Origin of the sequence: Tardiphaga sp. 841_E9_N1_2, from assembly GCF_051811065.1 — a bacterium.
In the GTDB taxonomy this organism is placed as follows: Bacteria; Pseudomonadota; Alphaproteobacteria; order Rhizobiales; family Xanthobacteraceae; genus Tardiphaga; species Tardiphaga robiniae.
This window is the reverse complement of sequence record NZ_JBPWQC010000001.1, coordinates 6,067,349-6,081,575: the sequence shown is the minus strand read 5'-3', so window position 1 is coordinate 6,081,575 and position 14,227 is coordinate 6,067,349. Positions and strand designations below refer to the sequence as shown.

The window sequence follows — 14,227 nt, the reverse complement described above, 5'->3', positions numbered from 1 at the left end:
GACAAATACTAGACTTGCTGAAACAGCGATCCCCATTGGGTGACGCGTTTGGTATCGACGCCAGCCATCTTCAGGCATTTCCAGACCACCGTGGCAATGGTGTCATAGACCGGAATGCCCGTCTCCCTTTCCAGTTTCGCCGCGGACGGAGCAACTCTCAAATTGGTGCAGATGATCGTGATAGCGTCTGGCTTTTCCTTGGCCACGTCCCGCGTCATATCCTCAAGTTGCACAACGGGCACTTCGGAGAACGAGAAATTATCCTGCAGGCCGAGATGGCGTTCACCCTGGCACGCAAAGCCCAGCTTTTCATAATTCTCCAGAATCTTGGCCTGAACGTCGTCCAGATAGGGTGTCACGTACCCCAGACGCTTCACCTTTTGATGTTCAAGAATCTCATTGAGAGCCAACATCGACGTCGTCGCAGGAATCCCGGTTGCTGCGGTGATCTGCTCACACAGGCGGACATCCGCCTCAAAGCCGAGCCAGCCAGAGGATGTTCCATTCCAGCCGATGACATCGACCTTCGCATGAGCCAGCAATTCTGCGGCCCGCAGGATTTCCGAATTGTCGAATTGTGCGAGTGCCTTGGTCGACAGCGCGATCTCCGTGACCTTGAAACGCGAGAAATGCGCGGAGACTTCTTGCAATTCGCCGAGCATGGCGGTCGTGATCGGCTCCAGCGCCGTGTTCGACGAAGGCGTCAGCATTCCGAGAAGCACACGTTTGGTCATGGTTGATCCAGAGTTTCGAGGGATGGTTTCGTCCGTTCAGATCGAAGCAGATCGAGAACGTGACGTTTGATTTCGTTGAACTGCGGGCTGGTGATGTCGCGTGGCCGCGGCAGGTCCAACGGGATGATTTCGCGGATACGCCCCGGACGGGCGCTCATCACGGCAACATGCGTGCCCAGCGTCAGTGCTTCGTCGATGCCATGCGTGACGAAAACGATCGTGCCCTGGTGTTCCTGCCAGATCCGGACGAGTTCATTCTGCATATCCATGCGGGTCTGCTCATCGAGCGCGCCGAACGGCTCATCCATCAGGATGACCTGCGGATTCATCAGCAATGCACGGGCGATGCCGACACGCTGATTCATGCCGCCTGACAGTTCGGACGGATAATGATTTTCAAATCCCGTGAGCCCGACCATGTCGATATAGCGCTGTGCTGTTTCGCGGCGCACGGCCTTCTGGCCACCGCGCAGCAACAGGTGGAAGCCGACATTCTCCCAGACCGGGAGCCACGGCATCAGGTTGGCCTGCTGAAACACCACGCCGCGCTCCGAACCGGGCGCCGTGATCAATTGACCATCGACAGTGACGGTGCCGGATGACGGCTTCTCGAAGCCCGCGATCATATTGAGTAGCGTGGACTTGCCGCATCCACTGGGGCCGAGCAGACAGAGAAACTGGTTCTTCTCCACCTTGATATTGATGTCGTCGAGAGCCGTGACATCAGCCTTGCGTTTCGCGTCCTTGAAGATTTTGGAGACACCGGAGATTTCGATCGTCGCCATGACCTAGCTCTCCCCGCTCTGGATCGTCGTGTTGCGCTGCCAGTGCAGCACGCGCGCCATCACGAGACGGATGCCGAAATCGCTGAGAAAACCGAGCAGGCCGATGCTGGCCATCGCAGCGAGGACGAGGTCGTAGCGAAGGAAATAATAGGAATCCCACAGCACATAGCCAAGGCCGCTTTTCACAGCGACCATCTCCGCCGTCACCGTCAGCATCCAGGCCGAGCCGATGCCGATCCGCAGACCGGCAAAGATGCTGGGCAGTGCCGCCGGCAGCACGATGAAGCGCAACAGTTGGCGATTGCCGCCGCCGACCATGGCTCCGGCGCGGATCAGATTGCGATCGCAGGTCTTCACGCCGTGGATCGTATTGAGGAGGATCGGGAAGAAGGCGCCGAGAAACACCAGGAAGATCGCCGGCTTGTTGGCGATGCCGAACCAGATGATGGCGAGCGGAATCCACGACACCGGCGGGATCGGCCGGAGCGTCTGCAGCGTCGGCTCGATGATCACCTCGACAGTGCGGGACCACCCGATGGCGACCCCGACCGACACGGCCAGCGCCGTGGCGATGGCAAAGCCCGCGAGAACGCGCGACAGACTGGCGAGCATGTCGAACAGCCAGTGGCCGCTATAGGTCTGGGTATTGCCGTCGGTGCCGAACACCCAATCCGCCCAGGCCCAGGCCACGGTGGAAGGCGCCGGCAACAGCGCCGCCGGCAGTGCGCCGGATCGGGAAAACGCTTCCCAGCCCGTCAGAATCAGGACCGGTACGACATACCGATCCAGCCGTCTCAACATCGTGACGATCTGGCGCATGACCGGACTCAGTAGCCGAGTTCGGATTTCGGCTTGCCGGTGGCAGCCTCCAGGAAGCGGTAGTCCATGTTTTTCTCAACCGCCGCGGAGACATCGGAATTAATGTATTTCAGGTCGCGCATCATTGCCGCGATGGCGAGCGCCGATGCGCGGTACATCTTCGGATCGGGATCGAGGTTTTCGACAGCGCCTGTGGCGATCGCCTTGTCGAGGCCGGTGATCTTGGAAATCACGTCGATCAGGGCCCCCTTGTCCGCCGCGACGAATTCATCGACTTTCACAACCGCACGCACGGTCTCTTCGAGCTGCTTCGGTTTGTCCTTGACGACATCCGACCGTGTCAGAATCAGGTTGGTGAGCTTTCCCGCAGCCTGATCGTAGGGAAGGCCAAACATCTTGGCGGCCTTGGCCTGAAGGATCTGGGTGGCGAAGGGCTCCACGGTGCAGATCAGCTCGATTTCACCGCGACGCAGCGCCTGAAGGTGATCGGAGGGATTGGGAATGTTGACGAACTGCACATCCTTGTTGATGTCGATGCCCTGCTTGGCGAAGGCGCCGCGCATATGAATGTCCTGCGCGTTACCGCGGGACGCCGCGACGCGAAATGGCTTTCCCGCAGTCTTGTAGTCAGCGATGACTTTCTTGAGCGAAGCCCAGTCATTCGGAACGATCGACAGGTCATTACCGACCAACATTGCCGAACCGCCATTGACCTGCCCGGAAATGGCGACCACGTCGAAACCCTTGTCGAGCGCGATCGCATAATGAAGATAGGTCACCTGGGCGACGTCGATGTTCTTCGAGACAAGCGCAGTCAGCGCATCCGTGCCTGTGTTAAATCCAACCGCATCGATCTGAACGCCCTTGGCGTATTGCGGGGTGAGTGACATCGGTGTGCAATGCGCACATTTCGCATAGCCGAGCTTGATCACCGACTCGGACTGGGCCATCGCGGTCGGGGCAATCGATGCCAAACAAAGCGCAATCAGAATGCCGAGCAGATTTTTCTTCATCGTCGCAATCTCCGGAGCGGGTGGCGGTGAATTCACGATACGTCGACCACTCAGCAAGCCTCATGCCAATCCGGATACGATATACAATTATAAAATTATATAGTAATATCAATAACTACGAATTACTATTATCTTGACTTCGATGCTGCATTTTTGGGCGAAGAATGTCGTTTGGAGGCAACCTCGCCACCCGAGAGACTGAACCATGAGTGAGATTGCCCCACGCGCGAAGCTTCGGACGCGCTTCAAGCCGACACGGCTGAAGCTCTCCTCGGATCATTCAAAACGGCCGCTGGACCGTATGTCGCTGCACGATCAACTCGTCGCGAAGGTGCGCGAAATGATTGTCGATGGCGAACTCCAGGCCGGAGCCCCTTTGCCAGAAAAGATGTTGTGCGAAACGTTCGGCGTATCGCGCACACCGTTGCGCGAAGCATTCAAGATACTGGCCTCCGAAGGGCTGATCGAACTGCGCCCTCACCGCACCCCTGTCGTCACCCCGGTCGACAGGGAAGAAATCGCAAACAGCTTTGCGATCATGGTCGCACTGGACGGCGTTGCCGGCGCCGAGGCCGCAATGCGCGCGACGGATGAAGATATTGCCCGGCTCAGTGCGATGCACGACCAGCTTGTTACCCTTCATCGCGAAGCATCGCGCCCGGCCTATTTCAGGCTGAACCAGGACATCCATATCGAGATTACCAGGCTCGCCAAAAATCCCGTGCTCCTCAATATCTGGACGACGTTGAACGCGAATATCTATCGGGCACGCGCCACCGCCAATTATGATGCGGCACGGTGGACGGAATCCGTAAAGGAACACGAGGCTTTCATGGCTTTGCTTCGCGTGCGCGATGCGCAAGGATTTGCAGCCTCCCTCAGTGCGCATACGCGCAAGACGGGCGATGCCGTTCTTGCGACATTGAAGATTGCGACCGACGCGAAGACCTAGCTGGGCTTCTATCACGACAAAAAAGCCTGGGCCCGTACACTGCTCACCGCATAATCGCCAAGCGCCTGCAAAACGTGCTTGGGGCATGCGGCGCGATGGTCCAAACAGGGGCGAAGGACCGCTCCGCGGTTCATAGGCTGATCGATGAAGATACTCGTTTTTGGCGGCACCGGCTTTGTCGGGCTGAATATCGCGGAAACCCTGTTGAAGCGCGGCCATCTGGTGACCCTGTTCGACCGTTCTGGCCTGCCACCGGCGGCGCAGCTTGCCTTCGCTGACTATGGCGACAGGCTTTCAGTGATCGACGGCGATGTGCTCGACCGGACATTGATCGACAGTGTCATCGCGGCCGGCTTCGATGCCATCATTCTCGGTGCTGCGATCACGGCAAGCACAGAGCGCGATGCCGCCGATCCGGAAAGCATCCTGCAAGTCAACCTGATGGCGCAAACGCCGATCCTCGCGGCAGCACGCCGCCATGGCGTCAAACGCGTGATCAATCTGTCATCTGCCGGTGCATACGGCACGTCCGCGTTCAAATATCCCCTGCTCGATGAAGAGCTGCCCTGCGATCCCGTCTCGCTCTATGCCATCACCAAATTTGCATCGGAAAAAGTCGCATCGCGTCTTGCCGCGCTGTGGCAGACCGATTTCATCAGCGTGCGGCTCAGCGCCGTGTTTGGACCATGGGAGCGCGCAACAGGCGTACGGGATACGCTCAGCCCGCTGATGCAGATTTTCGCGGCGCACGCGAAGCAGAGCGCCGCCATTCTGGTCCGTTCCGGCGTGCGGGACTGGATCTATGCGCCCGATGTCGCCGATGCCATGACTTTGCTGATCGAGGCGCCGAAGACGCAGCATCGCCTCTACAACATCTCAACCGCCACGCCGTGGTCAGCGCTGGGGTGGGGGCAGCAATTGGCGGAATCCCATCCGGGCTTTGTTTGCCGCCTGGCCAGCACCGGCGAAACCCCAACCATCGATCTGCACAGTGACAGCGACAGGGCACCGCTATCGGTCGCGCGATTGGAGCAGGAATTCGGATGGCGCGCCAAATTCGGCTGCGCCGACTCAGCCGCGGATCTGATCGACTGGTCGGCGCGGCACAGCATAGGATGATGACATGAGACTTCAGGGGCGCACGGCAATCATCACCGGCGGAGGCTCTGGCATCGGCCAGGCCAGTGCCATGCTGTTCGCACAGGAAGGCGCGTTTGTCGCACTGGTCGATCGCGACGAGGCCGGCCTGAAAGAAACGCTGGCGACACTGCCCAATGCAACCAAGGCGTCGATGCATCTCGGTGATGTCGGCGACGGCGATTTTGCGCAGACCGTGGTCGGGGAGATCGTCGCCCGGCGCGGTCAGCTCGACGTGTTGATGACCTCGGCTGGCTTTTCCTGCGGCGGCACCGTGGCGACTACAGCGCCAGAAGATTGGGACGCCGTGTTTCGCACCAATGTCGGCGGCACCTGGCTGTGGGCGCGCGCGGCCATTCCGCAGATGCAGAAGCAGGGCAAGGGATCGATCATCACGCTGGCCTCGCAATTGGCCATTGCCGGCGGCAAGGGCAATAGCGCCTATATCGCAGCCAAAGGCGCGATCATCAGCCTGACACGCACCATGGCTGTGGATTTCGCCACCGACGGCATTCGCGTCAACGCGATCGCACCGGGCGCTATCGACACGCCGCTGCTGCGCCGCAGTTTCGCGCGCCATGCGGACCCCGAACCCGTGCGCGATGCCTCGCGCAATCGTCACGCCATGAAGCGTTTCGGTCTGGCCGAAGAAGTCGCGCAGACCGCGCTGCATCTGGCGAGCGATGCATCCTCGTTCACGACCGGCACGGTCATGCCGGTCGATGGCGGATGGCTCGCAGCATGAGCGACGCTCTCGCAGCGCTGGAAGCGCAGGTCCGCGACGATCTCCACAAGATTGCCCACCCGAACATGCCGTGGCTGCAGCCGAAATCCGCGCCGGACGGCACAGCCGCGCTGGACGTGCTGATCGTCGGCGCCGGACAGGGCGGCGTCACAGCGGCCTTTGGCCTGCTACGATCGCAGGTCACCAATATACTCGTTGTCGACAAAAGCGCCGAAGGCCGCGAAGGCCCCTGGCTCACCTACGCCCGCATGCCGACGCTGCGCAGCCCCAAACACTTCACCGGCCCCGATCTCGATATCCCCGCTCTCACCTATCAGTCATGGCACGAAGCCATGTTCGGGAAGGATCACTGGCAGGCGCTCGATCGCATCCCGCGCGGACACTGGGCGGACTATCTGCTGTGGTTCAGGCGCATCACCGGCGTGCCCGTGCGCAATGGCTGCGAAGTCCTCGACATTGCACCTGCCGCGAACGGCTTGCTTGCAGCAACCGTACAGAGCGCCGGCGGCATCGAAACCATCCATGCGCGCAAGATCGTACTGGCCACCGGCCAAGAAGGCATGGGCGACTGGATGATTCCGGAGCAGCTTCGGCACCTCCCCTCATCGCTTTGTGTGAACGCATCCGCCGATATCGATTTCGAAGCCCTGCGCGGCAAGACCGTCGCCGTGATCGGCGCCGGCGCATCCGCCTTTGACAATGCGGCAACCGCGCTCGAAGCCGGCGCTGAGGTGCACCTGTTGTGCCGCCGCGCGGAAATCCAGATCGTGCAGCCCTATCACTGGCTGACGTTCCGCGGGTTGCTGCGTCACTTCAGCGAGCTCGACGATGCCTGGCGCTGGCGCTTCATGCGCCGGCTGATGGATTTGCGCGAAGGCTTTCCACAGCCGACCTGGGATCGCTGTGCGCGGCATGCCGGCTTCCATCTCCACGAGAACGCGCCCGTTCAGTCGGCACAAAAAATAGGCAACCAAGTTACATTGCAGACGCCACAGGGTACCTTCACGGCGGACTTCGTAATCTGCGGCACCGGCATCGACATGGATTTCGCAGGCCGTCGTGAGCTACAGAGCTGCGCCGGCAATATCGCGATCTGGTCTGATCGCTACCAGCCGCCGGATACCGAGTTCAGCCCGCGCCTCGGCCGTTTTCCATATCTCGGCGATGATTACGCGCTGATGGAACGCGTTCCCGGCACCACGCCGTGGATCGCCGACATCCATCTTTTCGCAATTGCGTCCACCATGAGCTTCGGCCCGTCGGGATCATCGATCAATGCGATGACCACCGCGATCCCGAAACTGGTGCATGGCCTGACGCGCGGCTTGTTCCGCGCGGATATCGAGCGATACTGGACCGCGTTCGAGGCTTACGACGTTCCACAAGTGACCATTGCAAGGGCGACGGAAGCTGCGGCAAAAAGCTAAAGGACCAAATTATTCCGACGGGGAAAGTTCTCCGCTTGGCACCTATCGACCATCGTTTGGCGCGTTCCTTGCTTCAGTGGATGGGTCGCTCGACAGATCAGGCACTGACGAGTCCGTTCAGAGTTTCCGTCGAATTCAGAGGATAGGGTTATGGGACTGATCTATTCCAAGCAGATGCTCGGCGCCGCCGCAGCGCTGGCATTTTTCACCGCTGCCGTTCCTGCCAAGGCGCAGACCCGCGCCGAGACGCTGCGTTACGTGACCGGCGCCGCCGTCAACACGCTCGATCCCAATATTCCCGGCTCGACCCGCGAAGCCTTCGCCGTCAGCCTCTCGACCTATGACCGTCTCGTCTCGTTCGGCCGCAAGCAGCTGAATGGCAAATGGGTGTTTGATCTCGACACGATCCGCGGCGAACTCGCAGAGTCCTACTCTGTCAGCCCGGATGGCCTGAAGATCACCTTCAAGCTGCGCAACGACGCGAAATTCCAGGACGGCTCGCCGGTCACGGCCGAGGACGTGAAGTGGTCGCTCGACCGCGCCGTCACCGCCAAGATCCTTGGCAAGGCGCAGCTACTGACCGGTTCGCTCACCGATGCCAGCCAGTTCAAGGTGATCGATCCCACGACATTCGAAGTAACACTGCCGCAGCCGGACAAACTGGCCCTGCCAAACCTCGCAACCGTCTATCCGATCATCATCAATTCGAAACTCGCCAAGGCCCACGCCACCGAGGAAGATCCGTGGGCACAGGCCTGGCTCAAGGAAAACACTGCCGGATCCGGCGCCTATATCGTCGAGACCTTCAAGCCCGGCGAGCAGGTCATCCTCAAGCGCAACGACACCTGGAATCGTGCCGCCGGCGACAAGCAGGCTTTCTTCAAGCGCCTGATCATCCAGTCGGTGCCGGAACCGGCAACGCGCGCCAACCTGGTTGAAAAAGGTGACGCCGATATCGTCATCGATCTGCAGGCCAGCGACGCGCAGGCATTAGAGGCCAAGGGCAAGCTGCAGGTGATCTCGACGCCGCAGTATAACGCCATCACCTTCATCTCGATGAACAACCAGATGGCTCCCTTCGACAAGCCGGACGTGCGTCGCGCCGTGGCCTATGCGTTGCCTTATGACGACATGTTCAAGGCGGCACTCTTCAGCCGCGGTGATTTGCTGGCCGGCGCGACCTGGGCCGACGGCAAGCCGCCATCAGGCGCGTTCCCGATCAAGCAGCCGATCAAACTCGATATCGAAAAGGCCAAAGCCTATCTGAAGGCCGCAGGGTATCCGGACGGTTTCTCGACCACGTTCAGCTTCAATGTGGGCCAGTCGGCAACGGCTGAGCCGATGGCTGCACTGCTGAAGGAATCGCTCGCCAAGATCGGCATCAAGGTCGATATCCAGAAGCTGCCGGACGCACAGATGTCGACGCAGATCACCGAAAAGAAGCTGCCCTTCTTCACCGAAGGCATCGTCGCCTGGCTGCCGTCGACCGACTACTTCTACCGCAACTTCTACACCGGCAATCAGCGCTGGAACTACAGCTCTATCGACAATGCCGAACTGACCGCGGTCGCGCAGAAGGCTCGTTTCGAGGCTGACAAGGCCAAGTACGAAGCCGACGGCAAGGTGCTGAACGCGATGAATTTCGACCTGATGCCCCAGATTCCGCTGTGGCAGTCGAGCCAGGACGCGGTGATGGCCTCGAACCTGACGGGCTACACTTATCAGTTCCATCGCCAGGTCGATTACCGCGACCTCAGCCGGAAGTGATTTTCCGAGCACCATGCGAGCGAATCCCGAAGCGCCCCTCAGCGGCGCTTCGGATCTACGCAGCTTGCGAACTTAACTGCAGCGAGCTGTCCTTGACTTCGAGTAACCGATCATGACGACACTGGGCGCAACGGCCATCCGTGCAGCGCGACGCTTCGCATCCTCGCTTCCTGCATTGTTCGGCGTGCTGATCTTCACCTTCCTGCTGATGCGCGTCTTGCCGGGCGATCCCGCCGTGTTCTTTGCCTCGGGACCCAACTCCGGCAAGGAAGAGATCGAGACCATCCGCAAACAGATGGGTCTCGACAAGCCCGTGCCACAGCAACTGTTCCTTTATCTCTACGACGTCGGCCGCGGCAATCTTGGCCGTTCGCTGATGACGGGCCAGAACGTGACCAAGGACCTGCGTGAGCGCCTGCCCGCCTCCCTCGAACTGACCTTCTCGGCACTCCTGATCGCACTTGTTCTCGCAATCCCGCTGGGTGTCCTTGCTGCGCTTAAACCAGGATCGTTGGTCGATCACGGCGTAAGGCTATTCTGCGCGCTCGGGGTCTGTGTCCCGACCTTCGTATCGGGCCTGCTGCTGATCTATATCTTCTATTATCTGTTCGGCGTGTCGCCCGATCCGACCGGGCGCGTTGACATTTTCACCACGCTGCCGCCAGCACATACCGGCTTCCTGTTGATCGACTTTGCGCTCGCCGGCGACTTCGATGGCTGGTGGGCCGCGTTCAAGCAATTGATCCTGCCGGCCTGTACCATGGCGCTGTTTGTTATCGCGCCATTGGCGCGTATCACCCGCGCCTCGATGCTGGCCTCGCTCGGCAGCGACTTCGTTCGCACCGCGCGTTCTGTCGGCCTGTCATGGTGGCGCATCATCGTCACCTATGCGTTGCGTAATGCGATCCTGCCTGTCATCACCATTGCCGGCATCGTGTTCTCGACCATGCTCGGCGCCAATGTCCTGGTGGAGAAAGTGTTTTCCTGGCCAGGCGTCGCCTCCTACGCGCTCGACGCGCTGCTGTCGTCGGACTATGCCCCGGTGCAAGGCTTCGTGCTGCTGATGGCGTCGGTCTTCGTTATCGTCAATCTCGTTGTCGATGTGCTCTACGGCATCGCGGATCCCAGGATCTCCATCGGATGAGCAGCGCAACACTTCAACACGCCGCCTTCATCCTACGCGGCAACCCCATCACCGGCATCGCGGCCATAGGCGCATCGCTGCTGATCTTTGTCGGCATCTTCGGTCCATGGATCGTGCCCTATGATCCTATCACGTCAAACGTTCAGAACGCGCTGATGCCGCCGAGTGCTGCGCATTGGGCCGGCACCGATCAGCTTGGCCGCGACGTCTTCAGCCGCATCATCGTCGCCGCACAGCTCGACCTTGCCATCGCCGTTTCTGCGGTCGGCATCTCCTTCGCGCTGGGCGCCGTCATCGGCGCCCTCTGCGGCTATTCGGGCGGCAAGCTCGATCGCGCCGTAGGTCGCTTCGTCGACGTGCTGATGGCGTTCCCGCTCTTCGTACTGGCCATGGCCATGGTCGCGGCCCTCGGCAATCGCGTCGAGAACATTGTCATCGCCACCGCCATCATCAACCTGCCGTTCTACATTCGCTTTGCACGTGCCGAAGTGAACGTCCGCCGCAACCTCGGCTGGGTCGAGGCCGCGCGCGCCTGCGGCGACAGCCATGTCTCCGTCGTACTGCGCTTTTTGCTGCCGAACGTGCTGCCGGCAATGGTGGTGCAGATGTCGCTCAATCTCGGCTGGGCCATCATCAATGCCGCCGGTCTCTCGTTCATTGGCCTTGGCGTGAAACCACCGACGCCGGAATGGGGCATTATGGTCGCGGAAGGCGCGCGTTTCATCTCTACCGGCAAATGGTGGCTGGTCGCGTTTCCCGGCCTGGCGCTGATGCTCGCCGTGCTGTGCTTCAATCTGCTCGGCGACGGGCTGCGTGATATTCTTGATCCGAGACAGCGAACGTGATGACGACACCAAAACCGCTGCTCGATATCGAGAATCTTCAGGTCACCTTTTCAACGCGCCGCGGCCCGGTTGAGGCCGTGCGCGGAATTTCGTTGTCGCTTGCCGAGGGCGAAACGCTGGGGATCGTCGGTGAGAGCGGCTCCGGAAAATCCGTCACGGGTTTTGCGATGACGCGCCTGCTGGACGCATCGGGTAAAATTTCCGGCGGCCGCATCGGTTTCCGTGATCGCGACATCACCAAGATGACCAGCGCCAGCCTGCGCGAGATGCACGGCTCGGCGATGGCCATGATCTTCCAGAATCCGCGCGGCGCGCTGAACCCGATCCGCGCCATCGGCCAGCAGATCGCCGATGCCATTCTCGCGCATCGCAAGATCTCCGCCTCCGAGGCCCGCGCAGAGTCCCTCGAACTGCTGCGGGCGGTGAAAATCCGCGATCCAGAGAAGCGGATGAACGCGTATCCGCACGAACTCTCTGGCGGCATGTGCCAACGCGTCATGATCGCCATGGCGATCTCCAGCAATCCGGCGCTGCTGATCGCCGACGAGCCGACCACCGGCCTCGATGTCACCACGCAAAAGGTAGTGATGGATCTCCTCGCCAGCATCGCCGCCGAGCGGGGCATGGCGACGATCCTCATCACCCACGATCTCGGCCTCGCCGCCCGCTATTGCCGCCGCGTCGTGGTGATGGAACAGGGCAGACTGGTCGAGGAAGCCGACGCCCTGACGCTGTTCCGGTCGCCGCAGCATCCCTACACCAAGCGGCTCGTCGCAGCATCGCCGACCGCAACCTCGCGGGTCGAGGATCTCGTGACCGATGACGAGAAGCTGCTGGTACCGGCGGTGCCCGTCCCACAGCCGCCGAAGCCGGCGCATGGCACGCCGCCGCTGCTGGAAGTTCTCGATCTCGTCAAACGTTTCGACGACGGTACCGTCGGCGTTGCGAATTTCTCGATGGCCATCGCACCCGGCGAAAGCGTCGGCCTGGTCGGCGAGTCCGGCTCCGGCAAGAGCACGACCTCGCGCATGATCTGCCGCCTGCTCGATCAGAGCGAAGGCACCATCAATTTCAACGGCCAGTCGATCAGCCATATTCCCGCGCGCGAATTCCACCGGGCGCCGCAGCGCCGCGAGATCCAGATCGTCTTCCAGGACCCGAACGACAGCCTTAATCCGCGCTTCAACGCCTTCGACTGTATCGCGCATCCGCTGATCCGCCTGCTCGGCATGCGCAATGGAGCGGCGTTGCGCCAGCGCGTCGGCGAATGCGCTCACCGCGTCGGCCTGCCTGCCAATCTGCTGGAACGGTTTCCGCACCAGCTGTCGGGCGGCCAGAAAGCCCGCATCGGCATCGCGCGCGCGATTGCCTGCCGGCCGAAGCTTCTGGTGCTGGACGAGCCGACGGCCGCCCTCGACGTTTCCGTTCAGGCCGTGGTGTTGCAGCTCCTCGACCGTTTGCGCCGCGAAGACAATCTCGCCTTCCTGTTCGTCAGCCACGATCTCAACGTCGTGCGCATGATGTGCCAGCGGACCATCGTGCTGCGCAACGGCGCCATCGTCGAAGAAGGCGAGAGTCATCAGTTGTTCGACAGCCCGAAGACCGACTACACCCGCGAGCTCGTCGATGCAGTTCCGCATATCGAGATGATCGCCGCAGAAAAAATGGCCGCCGGCGCCTAGCCGCGGGTGGCTAGCGGCTAAACGCCTCAACGGACAGCCTTGTCCGGTTCCATTGGCGTAACCATACCGACTATAGTGTGAGTTATACCGGTGCCGGATACCTTGCATCCGCGCCTTATCTCGCAGAACATAAGACCAAGCGTCCCCAATGACGCAATAAAATCGGGAGGATTCCGTGCGGATCAAAGCCGTTCACGTTGCCTTGCTTGCCGTCATGGCGAGCTGTTCTGCGATCACGACCGGCGCGCACGCCCAGTGGCCGCAGAAACAAGTCACCTTCATCGTTCCCTTCGCTGCCGGCGGCGGCACCGATGCCTTTGCGCGGCCACTGGCGGCGCAGCTCGATACCCAGCTTGGCAAGCGCGTCATCATCGAAAACCGCGCCGGTGCCGGGGGCACGGTCGGCGCTTCGGCGGCTGCCAAGGCGGCGCCTGACGGCTACACCTTCTTCATGGGTGCCGCGCATCACGCGATCGCCCCGTCGCTCTATCCCACCCTCGATTATGACATCGAGAAAGACTTCATCCCGGTGGCGCTGATCGCACGGCCGCCACAGGTTATCGTGGTCAATCCAGACAAGGTCGCCGCCAAGACACTGGGTGAATTCATCGCCTATGCGAAGGCCAACCCGGACAAGCTCTCCTATGGTTCGGCAGGCGCCGGCACCACGCATCATCTGGCCGGCGAGCTGTTCAAGATCCTGACCCAAACCAAGATCCAGCACGTGCCCTATCGCGGCGCCGGACCGGCCATGCAGGACCTGATCGCCGGTCACGTGCCCGTCGTGTTCGACGGTCTCGGCTCTTCGGCCGCGCCAATCCGCGCGGGGCAACTCCGCGCGCTGGCGATTGCCGCTCCGAAGCGCGTGGCAGCCTTTCCCGATCTGCCGACTGCGGCGGAAGCCGGTTTGCCGAATTATGAAGTCGCCACCTGGTACGGGCTGTTCGCCCCCAAAGGCACGCCGCCCGACGTGGTCGAGCGCATGGCGAAGGAATTGAAAGCTGCATTGCAAGTGCCGGCGATCAAGGAAGCGTGGGAACGCAACGGCTCCGACGTGCCTGATGTGGCCGGTGCCGACTTCGGCAAGATGGTGTCGGCCGAGGTGGCGCGCTGGCGCAAGGTCGTGACCGAGGCCAACGTCAAGCTGGACTGACCTGACAGAATTACGAAGCCCGCC

The 14,227-nt window shown here is 61.1% G+C and carries 13 protein-coding genes; 9 read left to right on the top strand and 4 right to left on the bottom strand.

Going from position 1 to position 14,227, the window contains the following annotated elements:
- Positions 1 to 8 precede the first annotated feature (8 nt).
- The 4 genes from AB8A50_RS29185 to AB8A50_RS29170 are packed head-to-tail and all read right to left on the bottom strand — an operon-like array spanning position 9 to position 3,351.
- The gene (locus tag AB8A50_RS29185) at positions 9 to 734 is read right to left on the bottom strand and encodes a maleate cis-trans isomerase family protein (protein ID WP_309946919.1); all 726 of its coding nucleotides are present in this window, start codon (positions 732 to 734) and stop codon (positions 9 to 11) included.
- On the bottom strand, positions 731 to 1,519 hold the full coding sequence (locus tag AB8A50_RS29180; protein WP_231077750.1) for an ABC transporter ATP-binding protein: 789 nt from the start codon (positions 1,517 to 1,519) through the stop codon (positions 731 to 733). Before AB8A50_RS29180 ends, AB8A50_RS29185 begins: the two co-directional genes overlap by 4 nt.
- A 3-nt stretch (positions 1,520 to 1,522) precedes the next feature.
- The gene (locus AB8A50_RS29175) at positions 1,523 to 2,338 is read right to left on the bottom strand and encodes an ABC transporter permease (RefSeq protein ID WP_309946920.1); all 816 of its coding nucleotides are present in this window, start codon (positions 2,336 to 2,338) and stop codon (positions 1,523 to 1,525) included.
- 8 nt (positions 2,339 to 2,346) lie between these two features.
- Positions 2,347 to 3,351 carry an ABC transporter substrate-binding protein gene (locus tag AB8A50_RS29170; RefSeq protein WP_309946922.1) on the bottom strand — a complete coding sequence of 335 codons (1,005 nt, stop codon included), beginning with the start codon at positions 3,349 to 3,351 and terminating at the stop codon, positions 2,347 to 2,349.
- Positions 3,352 to 3,556: 205 nt separating this feature from the next.
- On the opposite strand from AB8A50_RS29170, the gene AB8A50_RS29165 reads away from it, so the two are divergent.
- From AB8A50_RS29165 to AB8A50_RS29125, 9 genes are all read left to right on the top strand, one after another.
- On the top strand, positions 3,557 to 4,303 hold the full coding sequence (locus AB8A50_RS29165) for a GntR family transcriptional regulator (protein WP_184514353.1): 747 nt from the start codon (positions 3,557 to 3,559) through the stop codon (positions 4,301 to 4,303).
- A 144-nt stretch (positions 4,304 to 4,447) separates the two neighbouring features.
- The gene (locus tag AB8A50_RS29160; RefSeq protein ID WP_439079780.1) at positions 4,448 to 5,422 is read left to right on the top strand and encodes an NAD-dependent epimerase/dehydratase family protein; all 975 of its coding nucleotides are present in this window, start codon (positions 4,448 to 4,450) and stop codon (positions 5,420 to 5,422) included.
- Between the two features lie 4 nt (positions 5,423 to 5,426).
- Positions 5,427 to 6,185 (top strand): SDR family oxidoreductase, encoded by a 759-nt coding sequence (locus tag AB8A50_RS29155; protein WP_309946924.1) that lies wholly within the window; start codon positions 5,427 to 5,429, stop codon positions 6,183 to 6,185.
- On the top strand, positions 6,182 to 7,612 hold the full coding sequence (locus AB8A50_RS29150; RefSeq protein ID WP_439079779.1) for an NAD(P)-binding domain-containing protein: 1,431 nt from the start codon (positions 6,182 to 6,184) through the stop codon (positions 7,610 to 7,612). The genes AB8A50_RS29155 and AB8A50_RS29150 overlap by 4 nt, the downstream gene beginning before the upstream one ends.
- A 150-nt stretch (positions 7,613 to 7,762) precedes the next feature.
- Positions 7,763 to 9,379, top strand: a complete 1,617-nt coding sequence (locus tag AB8A50_RS29145; RefSeq protein ID WP_439079778.1) for an ABC transporter substrate-binding protein — start codon at positions 7,763 to 7,765, stop codon at positions 9,377 to 9,379.
- A gap of 112 nt (positions 9,380 to 9,491) precedes the next feature.
- Positions 9,492 to 10,523 (top strand): ABC transporter permease, encoded by a 1,032-nt coding sequence (locus AB8A50_RS29140; protein ID WP_170849808.1) that lies wholly within the window; start codon positions 9,492 to 9,494, stop codon positions 10,521 to 10,523.
- Positions 10,520 to 11,368: an ABC transporter permease gene (locus AB8A50_RS29135; RefSeq protein WP_439079777.1), complete on the top strand. Its 849-nt coding sequence runs from the start codon at positions 10,520 to 10,522 to the stop codon at positions 11,366 to 11,368. The genes AB8A50_RS29140 and AB8A50_RS29135 overlap by 4 nt, the downstream gene beginning before the upstream one ends.
- Positions 11,368 to 13,050, top strand: a complete 1,683-nt coding sequence (gene nikE / locus AB8A50_RS29130) for a nickel ABC transporter ATP-binding protein NikE (protein ID WP_439079776.1) — start codon at positions 11,368 to 11,370, stop codon at positions 13,048 to 13,050. Before AB8A50_RS29135 ends, nikE begins: the two co-directional genes overlap by 1 nt.
- 175 nt (positions 13,051 to 13,225) lie before the next feature.
- Entirely contained in the window at positions 13,226 to 14,203 is a 978-nt protein-coding gene (locus tag AB8A50_RS29125; protein ID WP_231077759.1) for a Bug family tripartite tricarboxylate transporter substrate binding protein, read from the top strand.
- Positions 14,204 to 14,227 lie beyond the last annotated feature (24 nt).